At 62.4% G+C, this 15,733-nt stretch carries 15 protein-coding genes; 9 read left to right on the top strand and 6 right to left on the bottom strand.

Going from position 1 to position 15,733, the window contains the following annotated elements; translation table 11 throughout:
* Positions 1–4 precede the first annotated feature (4 nt).
* Positions 5–523 (bottom strand): DinB family protein, encoded by a 519-nt coding sequence (locus QMG79_RS07285; protein WP_283537893.1) that lies wholly within the window; start codon positions 521–523, stop codon positions 5–7.
* 96 nt (positions 524–619) lie between these two features.
* Here QMG79_RS07285 and QMG79_RS07280 point away from each other — a divergent pair, with 96 nt between their 5' ends.
* Positions 620–1,423, top strand: coding sequence for a GNAT family N-acetyltransferase (locus QMG79_RS07280; protein WP_283537892.1), 804 nt, complete (start codon positions 620–622; stop codon positions 1,421–1,423).
* Positions 1,424–1,525: 102 nt separating this feature from the next.
* On the opposite strand, the gene QMG79_RS07275 is transcribed toward QMG79_RS07280, so the two are convergent.
* A complete protein-coding gene (locus QMG79_RS07275) occupies positions 1,526–4,078 on the bottom strand; it encodes a DNA gyrase/topoisomerase IV subunit A (protein WP_283537891.1) in 2,553 nt (850 codons plus the stop codon).
* Between the two features lie 66 nt (positions 4,079–4,144).
* Here QMG79_RS07275 and QMG79_RS07270 point away from each other — a divergent pair, with 66 nt between their 5' ends.
* The 4 genes from QMG79_RS07270 to QMG79_RS07255 are packed head-to-tail and all read left to right on the top strand — an operon-like array spanning position 4,145 to position 9,605.
* Complete coding sequence (locus tag QMG79_RS07270; RefSeq protein WP_283537890.1) at positions 4,145–6,886, top strand: bifunctional acetate--CoA ligase family protein/GNAT family N-acetyltransferase; 2,742 nt, start codon at positions 4,145–4,147, stop codon at positions 6,884–6,886.
* Between the two features lie 42 nt (positions 6,887–6,928).
* On the top strand, positions 6,929–7,663 hold the full coding sequence (locus QMG79_RS07265) for a DUF5998 family protein (protein ID WP_283537889.1): 735 nt from the start codon (positions 6,929–6,931) through the stop codon (positions 7,661–7,663).
* The gene (locus QMG79_RS07260) at positions 7,664–8,887 is read left to right on the top strand and encodes an alkaline phosphatase family protein (protein ID WP_283537888.1); all 1,224 of its coding nucleotides are present in this window, start codon (positions 7,664–7,666) and stop codon (positions 8,885–8,887) included.
* Entirely contained in the window at positions 8,880–9,605 is a 726-nt protein-coding gene (locus QMG79_RS07255) for a thymidine kinase (RefSeq protein WP_283537887.1), read from the top strand. The genes QMG79_RS07260 and QMG79_RS07255 overlap by 8 nt, the downstream gene beginning before the upstream one ends.
* Before the next feature lie 106 nt (positions 9,606–9,711).
* On the opposite strand, the gene sepH is transcribed toward QMG79_RS07255, so the two are convergent.
* Together sepH and QMG79_RS07245 are read right to left on the bottom strand one after the other, a co-directional pair.
* A complete protein-coding gene (gene sepH, locus QMG79_RS07250) occupies positions 9,712–11,076 on the bottom strand; it encodes a septation protein SepH (RefSeq protein ID WP_283537886.1) in 1,365 nt (454 codons plus the stop codon).
* A 149-nt stretch (positions 11,077–11,225) separates the two neighbouring features.
* Positions 11,226–11,720, bottom strand: coding sequence for a DUF3093 domain-containing protein (locus tag QMG79_RS07245; RefSeq protein WP_283537884.1), 495 nt, complete (start codon positions 11,718–11,720; stop codon positions 11,226–11,228).
* A gap of 128 nt (positions 11,721–11,848) precedes the next feature.
* On the opposite strand from QMG79_RS07245, the gene dut reads away from it, so the two are divergent.
* From dut to QMG79_RS07225, 4 genes are all read left to right on the top strand, one after another.
* Positions 11,849–12,382, top strand: coding sequence for a dUTP diphosphatase (dut, locus tag QMG79_RS07240; RefSeq protein WP_502934709.1), 534 nt, complete (start codon positions 11,849–11,851; stop codon positions 12,380–12,382).
* A 68-nt stretch (positions 12,383–12,450) separates the two neighbouring features.
* A complete protein-coding gene (locus QMG79_RS07235) occupies positions 12,451–13,212 on the top strand; it encodes a DUF3710 domain-containing protein (RefSeq protein ID WP_283537883.1) in 762 nt (253 codons plus the stop codon).
* Entirely contained in the window at positions 13,205–13,549 is a 345-nt protein-coding gene (locus tag QMG79_RS07230) for a single stranded DNA-binding domain-containing protein (RefSeq protein WP_283537882.1), read from the top strand. The genes QMG79_RS07235 and QMG79_RS07230 overlap by 8 nt, the downstream gene beginning before the upstream one ends.
* The gene (locus QMG79_RS07225; RefSeq protein WP_283537881.1) at positions 13,546–14,295 is read left to right on the top strand and encodes a DUF3159 domain-containing protein; all 750 of its coding nucleotides are present in this window, start codon (positions 13,546–13,548) and stop codon (positions 14,293–14,295) included. Before QMG79_RS07230 ends, QMG79_RS07225 begins: the two co-directional genes overlap by 4 nt.
* Here the strand turns inward: QMG79_RS07225 and QMG79_RS07220 are convergent.
* A complete protein-coding gene (locus QMG79_RS07220; RefSeq protein WP_283537880.1) occupies positions 14,262–15,002 on the bottom strand; it encodes a potassium channel family protein in 741 nt (246 codons plus the stop codon). The two genes, QMG79_RS07225 and QMG79_RS07220, sit on opposite strands and share 34 nt — an antisense overlap.
* Positions 15,002–15,673, bottom strand: a complete 672-nt coding sequence (locus QMG79_RS07215; RefSeq protein ID WP_283537879.1) for a potassium channel family protein — start codon at positions 15,671–15,673, stop codon at positions 15,002–15,004. The genes QMG79_RS07220 and QMG79_RS07215 overlap by 1 nt, the downstream gene beginning before the upstream one ends.
* Positions 15,674–15,733: the final 60 nt, after the last annotated feature.

Raw genomic sequence — 15,733 nt, 5'->3', positions numbered from 1 at the left:
GTACTTAGGCGTCGATGTCGTGTGTGTGGTGCACCACGTCGTGCAGGAGGTACTGCGAGAACGTCAGGACTGTGAAGGCAGAGCCGTTGCTGCGTCTTCCTGTCCTGGACCACTCTGATTCCGGTGCTGCGGCAAATGACGCGGCGATCTGTTCCCCTTCCGCGGTCAGCTCCGCACTGACCACCGCAGGATCTGCGGATGCGTATCCGCTATCCAGTGCCGCCGCATCCTGATCCCAGTCGGCGAACTCGGCGTTGTCGACGTCAAGCATGAGGTGTAGCCGCTGGTCAAAAAGCGCAAACACATCGCGGACGTGCGCTGCGTACTCAAGCACTGACCAAGAATCTGGGGTGGAGCGCTGAGCTGCGTCCGGACGTCGGAGTGCCGCCCGCCACCGCGGAAGCAAGCTCTTGATAATGCCTGGAACAGTGGCAGGGGTGGCCGTCGCAACGTCAAAGGCGCAGTCCGGGCAAGGGCGGGACAGGACCCAGGTCCAGTCCTTCTGATCAGGAGTGATTGGCATGCCAGAAGTCTAAGGGGTGTGGCGTTCTCATAAACCAGGGCGAAGACCTTGTTACGGGAGCCGGACTTTCCCGTTCTGCTGTTAGCGTGGCACACGATGCATACCCCTCAGGACGCGCGCAGGGCCGAGTTCCTCCACGCATATGACAGCCAACTCCGTACCGATGCCGAAACCCCAAGTGCCCTCAAGATCAAGCAACTAGGCCCGTTACGGTTGGTGACTTTCGCTGGTGGACGAGGCTTTGTTACCTATGCGGATCTCGGGGGCGCCGGGAAGTCCACTCTTCAGGGATGGGTACGTGAGGTGCTGAACCACTTTGGGGAAGACCCCGCCATGACGAGGGTCGAGTGGAAGTCCCGGGGTCACGACGCAGCACCAGGACTTCACGATGCGCTGCTGGGCAACGGCTTTGTCCCGGATGATCCAGAGTCCATCATGATCGGTCATTCGGCTGGCCTGGTAGCAGACATTCCTTTGCCCGCAGGTGTCACCCTCCGTCGCATCACCGGTGAAAGTGATGTGCGGGCCATGAGCGCAATGCAGGACACCGCCTTCGGCGACGAAGTATCGGAGTCCCGTGCCAACGACGTGCTTCACCGGCTGGAGCGTGATGACGGCATGGAACTGTGGGTGGCTGAGCACCACGGGAGCGTGGTGAGCGCGGGCCGGCTCGAACCTGTGGCAGGCACCGACTTTGCTGGCCTGTGGGGAGGAGCAACCCTTGAGGCGTGGCGCGGCAGGGGCATTTACCGGGCGCTGACTGCCGAACGGGCGCGTGCGGCACTTCGCCTAGGCAAAACCCTGATGCACAGCGATTCCACCGAGTTTTCACGGCCCATCCTCGAGGCGTATGGCCTCATCAAGGTCTCCACCACCACACCGTATGAATGGCGCCGCTGAGATTCCCCACCTTTGGCGGCCGAGACAGCAGGACGACGGCGTGTCGCTGGGGAAACGCCGTGCGCGCCCCTGAAAGGTGGGGAAAGCCAGTGGGGTCAGTACTCAGAAGAGGCCGGGGCGCGTTTCTGCTGCATCAGCGTCTTCCGTCGGCGCAGGGTCCGGCCACGCCATGGCAGGTCCAACTGCATCCACCGCCTGGGACAGCGGGATGCCCGAGCCGTCCCTCCTGCCGTGTTCCTGGGGGAGGGAACGTGCAATTCCAGCAGCGGAAGCAGCCTTTGCCGGGCCATGGCCCACCCACCCCAGCAGAAGGAGATCCTCCCCCTTCAGGAAGCGATGCGCCCTGACGCCGGCTGTCGCGCGTCCCTTGGCCGGGTACTCCGAGAATGCTGTGACCTTGGCGGTCCCCGGGGCCGTGCCGGGGAGGGCGCCCTGCGTTCCCGCAATGGTCACGACGACGGCGGCATCATCGAGTGCCGCGACAACACCGAAGAAGATCACAACGTCGTCGGTGGCGAGTTTGATACCTGCCATGCCACCTGCGGTCCGGCCCTGCGGCCGAACAACGGAGGCGCCAAATCGCAGGAGCTGGCCCTGTTTCGTGACGAAAGCAAGGTCGTCGTCGTTGCCAGCAGGAGCGACGCCTAGGATGGCGTCCTTGTCCTTGAGGGCAATAATGTCCCAGTCTTCCCGGTTGAGTGGATACTCCGGTTGGACACGTTTGACGATGCCCTGCGAGGTGCCAACAGCCAGAACCTCATCGAGGGGGACGAAGGCGACGAGCGTTTCATTCTTCAGCAGCGTGACAAAGTCTTTGGCCGGTACTCCGCCTGCCAGGTTTGGCAGTCCGGACATGGGAACCAGGGCTGGCATATCCATGACCTGGAGGCGGAGCATCCTGCCCTTGGAGGTAACAGCGCCTATTTCTCCGCGGGCAGATGTCTTGACCACTGACCGGAAGACATCGTGCTTGGCACGCGGTCCGGATTCAGCCAGCGGATCCTGGCCCGTGGTGCGCGCTATCTGTCCTGAAGCGGTGAGGATGGCCCAGCAGGGATCATCCGCAATCTCCAGGGCCAGGGGAGATGCCTTGCCCTTGCCCGTGCCAGCTGCTGCAAGTGCGGAGGCAACTGTAGGCGAGACGGCCTCCGATTCGAGCAGTACCGTGCGCCGGGGAGTGCCGTACTTTTCCGCAACAACAGCAAGTTCGTCCGAAACCAGGGACCGCAGGCGCTGGTCGGACCCCAAGATTGCCTCGAGTTCCGCAATCTCCCGCAGGAGTTCGTCCCGTTCCTTCTCCAGTTCGATAAGCGAGAAGCGGGTGAGCTGGCGGAGCCGCAGTTCCAGGATGTAGTTTGCCTGGGTCTCGGTGAGGTCGTAGATGGACATCAGGCGAAGGCGGGCGGCGGATGGTTCGTCAGAGGACCTAATGATCTGGATGACCTCGTCAATATCGACAATGGCCACCAGCAGGCCTTCGACAAGATGGAGCCGGTCCTGCTTTTTTCCAAGCCTGAAGGCCGTCCGTCGCCGCACCACGTCCAGGCGATGGTTGACGTAGACCGTCAGTAGCGGAAGCAATCCCAGCGTTTGTGGCTGGCCGTCCACCAGTGTGACGTTATTGATTCCAAAGGAATCCTCCATGGGCGAGTACCTGTACAGCTGCTGCAGCACCGCGTTCGGATTGAAGCCGTTTTTGAGTTCAATTACCAGGCGCAGCCCATGTTTGCGGTCGGTAAGGTCCACGATGTCGCTGATTCCGGCCAGCTTCTTCGCGTTGACGGCATCCTTGATTTTTTCGATGACCTTTTCCGTACCCACCATGTACGGCAACTCCGTGACCACTAATCCAGTGCGTCGGGCCGAGAGCTGTTCAATCTCCACCTTGGCTCGGGTCTTGAAGGACCCCCGCCCGGTGGCGTAGGCATCACGGATACCGTCCAGGCCCACGATCCGCCCGCCGGTGGGAAGATCCGGGCCGGGAACAAACCGCATCACGTCCTCAAGTGTGGCGTCCGGGTGGGCAATCAGGTGGCGGGCAGCTCCAATCACCTCCACGAGGTTGTGTGGAGCCATATTGGTGGCCATGCCGACGGCGATTCCCGTGGCACCGTTGACCAGGAGGTTGGGGAATGCTGCAGGCAGGACCTCAGGCTGGGTCAGCTGGTTGTCATAGTTGGGGACGAAGTCAACAACGTCTTCATCCAAGTGGTCCGTCAGCGTCAGCGCAGCCGCTGCAAGCCGTGCTTCTGTGTACCGCGGAGCTGCTGGACCGTCGTCGAGCGAGCCAAAGTTGCCGTGGCCATCCACCAGGGGCAGCCGCAGGGAGAAGTCCTGTGCCATCCGCACCAGTGCGTCATAGATGGCCGTGTCTCCGTGGGGGTGCAGCTTGCCCATGACCTCGCCAACGACACGGGCGCTCTTGACATGGCCCCTGTCCGGCCGCAGGCCCATCTCGCTCATCATGTACAGGATGCGGCGCTGGACCGGCTTGAGCCCGTCGCGGGCATCGGGGAGGGCGCGGGAGTAGATCACCGAATAGGCGTACTCCAGGAATGAGCCCTCCATCTCGGAGGTGACGTCAATATCGACGATGTTCTCGGTGAAATCCGCGCCGGTATCCCCGGCGGGGGTGGGGCTTTGGCGGCGGGCCATGGAGGCGAGGGATCCTTTATACGAATAAACGGGTGTGCGGGAACAGATTTTAGCTAGGCTAAGCCTATGGTGGAACAGCCGGTGGACGGCGTATATCCAGAATATTGGGAAGCGGATGTCGTTCTGCGCGACGGCGGCACTGCACATCTGCGCCCGATCCACCCTGCTGACGCGGACGCCGTTCAACTCTTCCATACCGGGCAGTCACAGAATTCTGTCTACATGAGGTTTTTTGCCTACAAGGCAAGGCTGAGCAGCCGTGAACTCAAACGCTTCACGGAAGTTGACTACAGGGATCGGGTGGCCCTGGTAATCACCATCGGTGGGGCGATAGTGGGGATTGGCCGCTATGACCGCCTCGACGATCCCACCGATGCAGAGGTGGCGTTCAACATTGCCGATGCCCACCAGGGCCGCGGCATTGGATCCATCCTCCTCGAACACCTTGCTGCTGCGGCCAGGGACAACGGAATCCGCCGGTTCACCGCTGAAGTGCTGCCGGAGAACCGCAAGATGCTGATGGTGTTCTCCGATGCCGGCTACGACGTTCAGCGGCACTTTGACGATGGTGTGATCAGCCTTGAATTCACTATCGACCCCACGGAGAAATCCCTTGCAGTCATGGAGGCCCGTGAACACCGCGCCGACGCGCGCAGCGTCAGGGACCTGTTGACTCCAAGCTCCATTGCCGTTATCGGCGCCAGTCGCACATGGGGGACAGTGGGGTACCAGTTGCTGGAGCACATCATTGAAGGTGGGTTCACCGGACCCGTCTATGCCATCAACCCCGAGGCGCTAGAGCTTGCCGGCATGATGTCCTTCGGTTCGCTGGCCGACGTTCCGGAACCAGTCCAGCTTGCCGTGATTGCCGTTCCCTACGAACAGGTGGACAGCGTGGTCAGTGAGTGCGCCGCCGCAGGGGTAAAAGGCCTCGTCATTGCGAGTGCCGGATTTGCCGACGACGGCGAGCGCGGACTGGCTCGGCAACGGGCCCTGGTGCGCAATGCTAGGTCCTTCGGGATGCGGGTCATTGGACCGGCGTCGCTGGGGATCGTCAATACTCATCCGGATGTCTCCCTCAACGCCTCCATGGCCCCCACGTTGCCGGCGCGGGGCAGCCTGGGCCTCTTCAGCCAGTCAGCGGCCATCGGAATAGCTCTCTATGCTGCGTCAAGTCGGCGCAGCCTTGGCCTGTCATCATTCCTTTCAGCGGGCAATCGTGCTGACGTTTCCGGCAACGACATGATGCAGTTCTGGGAGGACGACGCCGACACAACCGCCGTCGGGCTCTATTTGGAGTCGATTGGCAACCCCAGGAAGTTCTCGCGGCTTGCCCGACGCCTAGCGCGGACCAAGCCCGTCATCGTCGCCAAGTCCGATTCCATGGGTCTGCAACTCCCTCCTGGACATGCCGTCCGCACCACGCAGGCACCCGCTGGCGCCCTGGACGCGATGCTGCGGCAGTCCGGCGTCATCCGCGTTCAGACAGTGGAACAGCTGCTGGACGTGGCGGAAGTAGTGGCAGGACATTCGCTCCCGCGAGGGCCGCGGGTGGCCGTGATCAGCAATTCCCGGGCACTCGGCCTGGTCGTGGCCGACAGTGCGGCAGTCCACGGCCTTGAAGTGGACCGAATGATTCCAGACGTGGATCTTGACCAGGGCATGTCGTTGGCGCTGCCCGCACTGCGGGCCGTCCTGGACCAGGCACTTGACGCACGAACTGTCGACTCCGTGGTGGTAGCCCTGATTCCTGCACGGGGCCTGACAGTAGAGAAGATCGCAGCGGTCCTGGCCGAGGCCGCCGTCGCGGCGGGCAAACCAGTGGTCGCCGCCTTCACGGGGATACTGGACCCAGCCATCCATGTCGAAGGAATCCTAGGTGCAGCTGCCCCAGCCGCAGCCCCTGGCGGCCCTGGCCCAGCCGAGGGTGCGGAAGTGCCGGGCGCACGGGGAATTCCCGGATTCAGCAATGCCGGCTCTGCAGTGTCCGCGCTCGCATCAGCTGTGAACTATTCGCAGTGGGTCGACCGCGATCACGGTGTCTTCGAGGAACCTGAGGGCTGCCGCGTCGAGGAGGCTCGGGCGGAGGTGGAACAACTGCTGGTCAAGGTAACCGGAGAGCAGCTCCTGGCTCTCGACCAGACGCAGACAGCAAGCCTCCTGGGGCACTACGGCATCACAGTGCTTCCCTCAATGGGTTTTGACACCGCAGATCAGGCAATTGCGGCTGCGGAAACCCTTGGCTGGCCGGTGGTCCTGAAAACCACCGACCCGGGCCTGCGCCATCGTCTTGACCTTGGCGGAGTCCGGCTGGACATCGAGGATGCGGAGGCGCTGCGGCGCGATATCACGACTACCCGACGTGCCCTGGCCGGGTATGGCTCTCCTTCGCTGGAGGTCCAGAGCATGGCACCCGTCGGTCAAGCCTGCGTCATGCGCGCGATCGAGGACCCACTGCTGGGACCCGTTGTGTCATTCGGAATGGCGGGGGATGCTGTGAACCTGCTCGACGATTGGGCACACCGCGTGCCACCACTGTCCGGATCCGATGTCAGGGATTTCATCAGGGCCCCGCGGGCTTCGAAGAAACTCTTTGGCTACCAGGGACTGCCCTCGGTGGACGTTGCCGCACTCGAGGACCTCGTGGCCCGGCTGACATTCCTCAAGGACACCCATCCAGAAATTGCACTGGTGGAATTCAATCCCGTGCTTGCCGGTACGGATGGACTTGCCATCCTTGCGGCGGACATCAAAATTGGCAACCCAGCGCGCAGAACGGACAGCGCACGGCGCGCCATGCGCGGCTGACCGGAGTTAGCAAGTGACCGGCTGATCTGTGAAAATGGACCTATGACTTCACAGCCCCCCACGCCGGACCCGCAGCAGGCAGGCGGCAAGAAGGCGGCAGGCCACCACGGCTCCCACACCCACAGCGCCCAGGGCCAAAGCCTCGATACAGCGCTGCAGCAGGCAGGTTTTTATCCGCTCCTCGTTGCTGACGTTGTTAACGATGCCCTGGACGGGCGTGACTGTGTTGCACACCTGGTCCACCTGGAGACCCATTTCGACCGAGCCGAAGTTCGCAGGCACATCACCGTCTTGGTGCTGACCCGGGACATGTTGGTGATCACCCACGTCGATGACCAGCAGCTTGATGACGCCGGCGAGCAGATCGTGGCCCAAATTTCCACTGAATCAGTGCCAGTGGCCCAGATCCGTTCCGTGGTGCTCAGCTACATGTATGCCCAGCCGCAGAACTACAAGCCGAGCGACCCGGTGCGTGAACTGACGCTTGCTATTGCCTGGTCCGGCGGACAGCGCCTTGACATGGGGCCCGCAAGCTGTGGCGATCCGCAGTGCGAAGCGGACCACGGGTACACGGGCAGCATTGCCCAGGAGGACATCGTCCTGCGGATCAGCGCCGAAGCTGATGGCCCCCAAGCAGTCCAGGACGCCAAGCTTTTTGCTCGGGCCCTGCGTGCCGTCAATACCGGATCTGCCGCCCCGAGTGCACACATTCCGTCCACTCCGAGGCCCCGTACAGGTGTGTTCGGCACGCGCCTGAGCCGCGGGCACCAGCGCTAGATGCACCAGTCGACCTCTGGCACTGACGCCGTCCGTAATCCTGCTTCAGCTGATGTCCCCGTTGCCCCTGCTTTCGGGCAGCGGTCCATTGCGGAAGTTCTGTCCAGTGCGGCGGCAAGTATCGGCGTGCCGGAATTTACCAACCGGTTGGGACTTCCACAAGCTCAGCGTGTCTGCGTTGTCCTTGCCGATGGGCTCGGCCGAAGCCTTCTTCGAAAGAAGTCGGCGCACACTCCGTTCCTCCGCTCCATCCAGCAGCGTGGCCAGGGCGTTGTCCCGACCTGGCTCGATTCTGGATTTCCGTCTACCACCGCTTCCTCGCTCGCAAGCCTTGGCACAGGGCTCCCGCCAGGCCAGCACGGACTCGTGGGCTACGACGTCGTGGATCCCGACCACGACACGGTGGTTAATATGCTGGGGAACTGGGATGCCGCCGTCGACCCCCTCCAGTGGCAACCCTTTCCCACAGTTCTTGAACGGTCTGCTGCAACAGTTGATGTTGTGACGGTGGCCCTTCCCCGGTTCAGCGACTCGGCCATGACCCGGGCAGCGCTTCGCGGGGGCCGGTTTTCTGGAGGCAGCAATCCGCATGCGCTGACGTCAGCTGCGGCAGAGGCCATGCGGTCCAGCAACAGGACCCTGATGTACTTCTATGTTAATGACCTGGACAAGGCCGGGCATCGCTACGGCGCCGAATCTGCGCAGTGGGAGCACCAACTCGAGGAATTTGATGCAACGGTCAAGCGACTGAACAGTGTCCTACCCGCTGGGACAACCATTCTGGTCACTGCGGACCATGGAATGGTGGACATTCCCGCATCACAACGGATCGACTACTCGGCGGATCCTTCATTGATACACCGAGTCCGGCACACGGCCGGGGAACCCCGGATGGTGCACCTGTACCTTGAACCTGACGCAACACCCGCGGAGCACGCCCAACTGCTGGCTTCCTGGCGGAACCGCTTCGGCGACCGAATCTGGGCCTTTACCCGTGCGGAGGGTATCGCTGCCGGGCTCTTTGGGGACGTTCGCCCAGAAGTTGAAGGGCGGATTGGGGACATCATGATTGCGGTCCGCGAAACAATGGCCTTGTACGACACCCGCCGCGTACGGGCCGAGTCCATGGAGGTGGTGGGACAACACGGGTCACTGACCCGGGCCGAGCGCGAGGTACCCCTGCTCTGTTTCGCGGCTGAGGGAAAGAAGTCCACCCGTGGCTGAGCTTGTCTTTTTCTCAGGAACCATGGACTGCGGAAAGTCCACGCTGGCGCTGCAGATGGACCATAACCATCGGGTCCGTGGCAGGGGCGGAATCCGATTCAGCAGGAATGACCGTGCAGGAGAGTCAATGATCTCCAGCAGGCTTGGCTTGCAGAAAGCCGCCGTGGAAGTCAGTGACCGGACGAACTTTTGGGTCGAAGTCATGGAGAGGCGCACGCGTGGCCAGCGTGTGGACTATCTCATCTGTGATGAGGCGCAGTTCTATACGCCAGAGCAGGTTGAGCAACTTGCGCGCCTTGTTGATGAGGTGGAACTGGACGTTTTTGCCTTTGGGATCACGGCTGACTTCCGCACGCGGCTCTTCCCCGGCTCCCAACGGCTCATTGAGCTTGCTGACCGTGTCCAGGTCCTACAGGTAGAAGCACTCTGCTGGTGTGGACGCCGGGCCACGCAGAATGCGCGCACGGTGAACGGCATCATGGTGGTGGAAGGTGCCCAGGTGGTGGTGGGTGACGTCGACATGGCCAGGGATTCCGACGCAGCCCATGCAACAGGCCCGGCTGCCGACGTGGTGGGGTATGAAACCCTGTGTCGTAGGCACTACATGCGCCGAGTCAGCGCCCACGCAGCGACGATGATCGATGAGCAGGATCAGTTGCTGCCTTTTGATGTTGAATCTTTGCCACGAAAGGACCAGCCTGCCGCTGCAGCACCGTGAACCTCGCGGTGAGCACCGCACCACTTTTTAGCCCCGATGGAGGAACACCGGGCATGACGCGAGACCGCATACGGGTCACGGCAACGGGGCGCGGTAGAGCTAACGGTCAGTCGCCTCGAGTACCGAAGACGATGTCGTCCCAGCTCGGTACGCTTGATCTTTTCGGCTTGGACGGTTGACGCTCGGGTGTTTTGGCATCGGATGCTGCATCGTCTTCTCCGCTGCCCTCCGACGTGTCCGTCCGTGGCCTGCCATAACCAAGGAGTTCGTTCAGACCGCTCCGGCCACTACTTCGCGGCTTTCCGGATAACGGGCGGGCTGGGGCCTCTGCACCGGAAGGATTCTCCCGAGGGGTCGGCGCAGCCTGGATCGTTACCTCACGGGTCTCCGTGCTGACGCCATCGTGCAGCCTTAACGAATCGTCGGAAGAATCACGCAGCGGTGGAATAAGGCTCAGCCGTGAACCCGTGGACGGCCGACGTTCGCGCTCTGCTGTTTCCGTCGAATCTGAACGAGACTCAGGGCCACCCGTTGCGGCAGGGGAGTTCTGCTCCTCCTGGACGACGTCGGGGTGTTCACTGGGACGCGGATGTGCCGCGGGGACTCCGTTGGTGAGGAGAAGGGCGAGAGCGTCATCTCCATCTTCGTCAGTACCGAGGCGCTGGCCCCTGCGTGAGCGGAGCATATCCAGAAGGCCATCCGCGTCTGCCGCCGACGCCACGTCGTCCTCCGGCGTAGGGACTGATACCTGGGAGGCAGTTGGGGTTCCGTCAGGACTTTTGGTTGCAGCGTCGGACTCAAAATCAAAGGGTTGGTCGGACACGGCTGAGAGTCGGCGGGAGGGGAGCGGTCCGTCCAGAGGCTCAAGCTCGCTGAGCTGCTGCGCCCAGCGGTTGGCATTCTGGAGCGATTTCCGGAGCGGGCTGAATACCCAGCGGGCCGGAGGTGCCTCGCCAATCGCGCTCTGGTGCTCCGAGGTATCTTCGAAGCGCGCGACGACTGCCCAGGTTCCGTCCGGAAGGCGCCACGAGTCCCACTCCACGGTAGCGGGGTCCACTCCATAGGCGGAGAGCCTGTGGGACACCATCTCATCGAGCGACGCAGGCTCGTCGCCGAAGGCTGATCGGTACGAATCCTGGCCCGCCAAGGGAGCAGCTACTTCGACCTTGCGAGCCTGCTGGGCAATGTGATCGCGCTCAGCAAGCACAGGCCCTTCGTAGCGTTCAACCTTGGCCAACGGGATGCCTGAGAGCTCGGATACTTCAGTCGCCGTCGCTCCGGCCCTGATCCGTGCCTGGATATCGCGTGGCGAGAGCGCAACGGGCGCGCTGCGCGTTGGGCTCTTGGCGACCGGGCGGCTGGCAGCCCTCAGTGCCTCATCAAGTGGCAGCCGGAACATCTCGCTGCCGGCTCCGCTCAACAGGAGATGTTCTCCGTCGTCGTGGACGCCTACAAGCCGTAGATCCTGCATACAAGTCCTCCACTATGGCATTAATATCTATCGAAACTCTGCCACTGATGGGCAGTAAAGTGCTGCACCTGTGAGGGCGCGCCGTGATATTCCGTTCGGGAATCACACGTTGCCGCGATTTTCCGCTGCGGCGCTCTTGACAGTCAGGCCTACTCCGGCCGTGTGGTGAGTGCCGCCACGAGGTCTTCAGGATGCCTGCTGGAAGTAAGCCAGTAGGGCGTGCTGTCTGAGGGGTCAGTGATGGTGGCCCGGACAACGGGACTGACCCAGCCACGGATGCAGAGGTAAGCCACGGCGTTGAGCCGGACTCCACGCTCGGCAGTTGCCTCGCCGTCGCGAAAGGCAGCAACCTCGCCAATGAACTGACGTTCAATCGTGGCCCGGCCTACGGTGAAGGTCCGGTCTGTAACCTCAATGAGGGGGGTCGAGAGGATGAGAAGTACGGCCATGATGACAAAGAGCACTGCAGCCGCAGTCAGGCCAGCACCAAAGCTAATCGGAGCGAAAACAAGGATTCCAGCGCCTGAAATACCGGCCACCACAACCCAGATCCACAGGGCGGGCCACAATTTTTCCCGGTAAACAGGAGTAGCTGGGCTGACGTTGTTGGCTGGACTCGGGGCGCTGGAACGTGAATCGGGCATGGTCCAAGCTTCCCACCTTTGCGGGGGTATTTCATCCCGCACCCCCAATTCCTCTAGGCTGTCGCGGCTGCCACAGTGCCGCCGCGCACCGTGCCGCCACGCCCTGCCTGGAGTTAGGATGAAGCATTGTGACTGAACACCATGCAGCAGATGCTGTGCCAACCGAGCCCTCGTCCGTGACCAACCAGGATGCGGGCACCATTGATATCGAACTCAAGATGCTCGACGACGGGCTGGAGCCGCCGTCGTATGCGCACCCTGGTGACGCAGGGGCGGACCTGCGGACACGCGAGGATGTTGTGCTTGAGCCAGGGGAGCGCCGCCTGGTGCCCACGGGAGTTTCGATCGCGCTGCCCTTCGGTTTTGTGGCACTGGTTCATCCCCGTTCGGGGTTGGCCACCAAACACGGGTTGACAGTGGTCAATGCACCGGGAACCGTGGATGCAGGATATCGGGGCGAAATTTCGGTCACGCTCCTGAATACGGACCGTAAATCTGCAATCGTTCTCCGCCGCGGCGATAGAATTGCACAAATTGTCATCCAACGTGTGGAGCATGCTCGGTTCATTTCCGTCCCAGAGCTCGGTTCCTCAGTCCGCGGCGTCGGGGGCTTCGGATCCACCGGCGGTTTCGGAGCAGAGAGCCAAACGCCAGCGCATTGACTGGCGCAGCACCTGCTGCATACTCAGCACACGATTGATGTTCACACTAACGAGGAGTCGGAAAACACATGGTCTTTGGGCGTGGCAAGAAAGCTAAGCAGAACCAGTCGGACAAATCCGGGGTGTCACCGGCGGAGCTTGATGCTCCTCAAGACACGGCGGATCCCGTGGGAAGCGATGCGCCCGTAGGTCCTTTCGATTTCGCGGATATTGACAGCACCGACGGCTACGTCGACCTGGGTGCACTGCTGATCGCACCCAGTGAGGGCCTCCAGCTGCGGCTTGAAATTGAAGAGGCAACGCAGCGGGTCATTGCGGTAACACTGGACCTCAATGGTTCGAGCCTTCAGCTGCAGGCGTTTGCCGCACCCAAGACGGAGGGGTTGTGGGACGAGATCCGGGTCCAGATCGGCCAGTCAGTTGGCGGACAGGGCGGTCAGATCGATGACGTCGAAGGCAGCTTCGGAACCGAACTGATTGCCAAACTGCCGGCCACCACCGCTGACGGCAGCCAGGGCTACCGTGTCGCCAGGTTCGTGGGTGTGGACGGACCCCGCTGGTTCCTGCGCGGCGTCTTTGGCGGACCTGCGGCGCTTGAAGCTGACGCAGCCAAGGATCTTGAGGCGCTCTTCCGACAGGTTGTGGTCCTCCGCGGAGACAGCCCCATGCCACCACGGGATCTTCTCCAGTTGCGGCTTCCAAAAGAGGCTGCCCAGTCTCCCGTTCCTGGGGCTGTGCCTCCTGGGGCTGGCGCGCAACAAGCTGCACCGGCAGCCGCTCCTGAACTTCGTAAGCCTGAACGGGGACCGGAGACTACCCAGATTGGCTGACCATGCCAGGATTCCCCGGCCGCACGTGCACCGAACGGCCCACTCCATCAGTGGTCTTCCCGCGCGCGGCCGGGTTCTCTGCCGTGGCCACATCGAATCTGTCACCTATCCATCAGCCGAGAGCACGTCGTACTTCACGGCAGTTGTCTCGGATTCGGATGCGCCCGCTGGAGCAGGGCGGCCCCGCCTGAAGGTGGTCTGGATAGGCCGGCGGCGGATCCCGGGCATCGCGGCCGGGGTGGAAGTCCAACTGGAGGGCATGCTGGCCCGAAACCAGGGCATGCCCACCATGTTCAATCCCCGCTATGAATTGTTGTCCCGCCAGGAGAAGTCATGACGTCCGCCCAACACCCACCGCCCGACGACGAAACACCGCGGACGAACGCCGCCGAACCGAGTAGCGGGCTGGCCCAAGGTTACGCAGAAAAAGCTGGCCTGCGCCGAACCGCGGCAGGACATGTTGATGTTCTGGGGAGCGCTGGAGGTGTCCAGGGAATCGCGGAGAGCATCCTGCCGGGTCTTGTTTTCCTGGTTGCCTTCACGCTCACCCGCGATCTCCAGCCGTCGCTCATCGCGGCCCTCGGAGCGGCAGCAATTTTTACCATCACTCGGCTGGTCCAGCGCAAGCCACTGACACAGGCACTCGCTGGGGTGGTGGGAGTCGGGATCTCTGCCTGGTTCGCCAACAGCACCGGCAAAGCAGAGGACTTCTATTTGCCCGGGCTGCTGACCAATGCCGTATATATCGTGGCCATGGTCTTGTCGATTGCCGTGCGGTGGCCCATTGCCGGCCTGCTGTTTGGGCTTGTCCGCAATGAGGGTCTGGAATGGCGCAAGGACCCACTTCGTGTCAGGGCCTACCGCCTGGGTACCTGGATCATTGTCTCGGTGCTGGCCTTGCGCCTGATTGTCCAGGTGCCGCTGTACTTGATGGGACCGGACGGCCTTGCCGCCCTGGCGACGACGCGGCTGATCATGGGAGCGCCGCTCTACATTCTCGGGATCTGGATCGCCTGGCTGGTGACCCGGCCCGTCAACGCCGGTTCCGATCAGCCGTCGAACCCATCGTCGTCGGCTCCGTGAGATTCCGTTCGGGTGACATCCTCGGCGTCGGAACCCTCGTGGCCGGCGCTCTCCGGCGACAACAACGCCCGGAGGTCGTCCTCGGCGGCAATCGTGGTGACAAAGAACAGCTCGTCGCCCCCATCGATGGTCTCGTCACGCGTAGGTGTGATGGGGGCGTGATCGCGCAGGATCGCCACAAGGGTGGCATCCTCGGGCCAGCTGATGCTTCCGACGGTCGCGCCAATGACGTGCGAATCGTGGGGGACTGTGAACTCCACCAGTGAAGCAACGCCCGTCTGAAGTGTCAGCAGGCGCACCAGGTCGCCGATCTCCACCGCTTCCTCCACCAGCGCCGTCATGAGCTGGGGCGTGTTCACAGCTACATCGACACCCCAGGAATCGTTGAACATCCAGTCATTCTTTGGATTGTTCACGCGACCCACTGTCCGTCCCACACCAAATTCTGTTTTTGCAAGCAGGGACACCACCAGGTTGACCTTGTCGTCCCCCGTGGCGGACACGACGACGTCGGCTTCGTCCAGTTTGGCTCCCTTCAGGGTGCTGAGTTCGCAGGCATCGCCCACCAGCCAGTGCGCACCCCTCAGCCCGCTGCGACCGATTACTTCCGGTTTGACGTCAATGAGCAGAATCTCGTGCTTGTGCGAGAGCAATTCGCGGGCAATGGAGGAACCGACACTGCCAGCCCCGACGATCACAACTTTCACTACAGCTCCTTGGCGGGCGCTTTGGCCAGAATGTGGGCGACTTCTGAGGTCCTGTCAATGGGAAGCATGGCGTGCACTGTGTCGGCCTCCTGGTAGACGGTGCCAGCTGTGGGCAGCATGGCCTCGCCGAACCTGGTGAGGTAAGCCACCCGGATCCCGGTGGCGTCTTCGATGGCAGCGACGCGATGTCCGATCCAGGCTGCGGCTACGTCAAGTTCAGCGAGGACCAAACGGCCCGAGGGTTCCCGGAAATCGCCTGTCAGGTGTTGTTCCGGGAGAATGCGGCGGAGAACCTGGTCGGCGCTCCATCGGACTGCAGCAACCGTGGGGATCCCGAGCCGCTGGTAGATTTCCGCCCGCCCTGGATCGTAAATACGCGCCACCACGTGAGGGACATGGAAAGTTTCCCTCGCCACCCGGGTTGCGAGGATATTCGAGTTGTCACCGCTGGAGACAGCGGCAAATGCATAGGCTTCAGCCACGCCTGCCTGCTTGAGGGTGTCGCGGTCGAATCCCACTCCCGTGACCTTACGGCCGGTGAAACCTACCCGCAGGCGCCGGAACGCCCTGTCATCCTGGTCGATGATGGCCACCGAATGGCCGGCATCTTCGAGTGTGTGGGCGAGCGTGGCGCCAACGCGCCCACAACCCATGATCACAAAGTGCGCCACGCGGATCTCCTTAGTTCTTGCATCCCTGCACTGCAGGACAAAACTCTACAGTCACGGGGG

This window comes from Pseudarthrobacter sp. PS3-L1 (assembly GCF_030063285.1).
Classification (GTDB): domain Bacteria; phylum Actinomycetota; class Actinomycetes; order Actinomycetales; family Micrococcaceae; genus Arthrobacter.
Note: the sequence above shows the minus strand (reverse complement) of the source record. Positions and strands in the feature narration are given on the sequence as shown.

Bases quoted from the DNA above. Each gene is read 5' to 3' on its own strand.
- QMG79_RS07270 (WP_283537890.1), top strand. From the start codon at position 4,145: ATGGTGGAACAGCCGGTGGACGGCGTATATCCAGAATATTGGGAAGCG.
- QMG79_RS07265 (WP_283537889.1), top strand. From the start codon at position 6,929: ATGACTTCACAGCCCCCCACGCCGGACCCGCAGCAGGCAGGCGGCAAG.
- QMG79_RS07245 (WP_283537884.1), bottom strand. From the start codon at position 11,720: ATGCCCGATTCACGTTCCAGCGCCCCGAGTCCAGCCAACAACGTCAGC.
- QMG79_RS07275 (WP_283537891.1), bottom strand. From the start codon at position 4,078: ATGGCCCGCCGCCAAAGCCCCACCCCCGCCGGGGATACCGGCGCGGAT.
- QMG79_RS07260 (WP_283537888.1), top strand. From the start codon at position 7,664: ATGCACCAGTCGACCTCTGGCACTGACGCCGTCCGTAATCCTGCTTCA.
- QMG79_RS07225 (WP_283537881.1), top strand. From the start codon at position 13,546: ATGACGTCCGCCCAACACCCACCGCCCGACGACGAAACACCGCGGACG.
- QMG79_RS07280 (WP_283537892.1), top strand. From the start codon at position 620: ATGCATACCCCTCAGGACGCGCGCAGGGCCGAGTTCCTCCACGCATAT.
- QMG79_RS07285 (WP_283537893.1), bottom strand. From the start codon at position 523: ATGCCAATCACTCCTGATCAGAAGGACTGGACCTGGGTCCTGTCCCGC.
- sepH (WP_283537886.1), bottom strand. From the start codon at position 11,076: ATGCAGGATCTACGGCTTGTAGGCGTCCACGACGACGGAGAACATCTC.
- QMG79_RS07235 (WP_283537883.1), top strand. From the start codon at position 12,451: ATGGTCTTTGGGCGTGGCAAGAAAGCTAAGCAGAACCAGTCGGACAAA.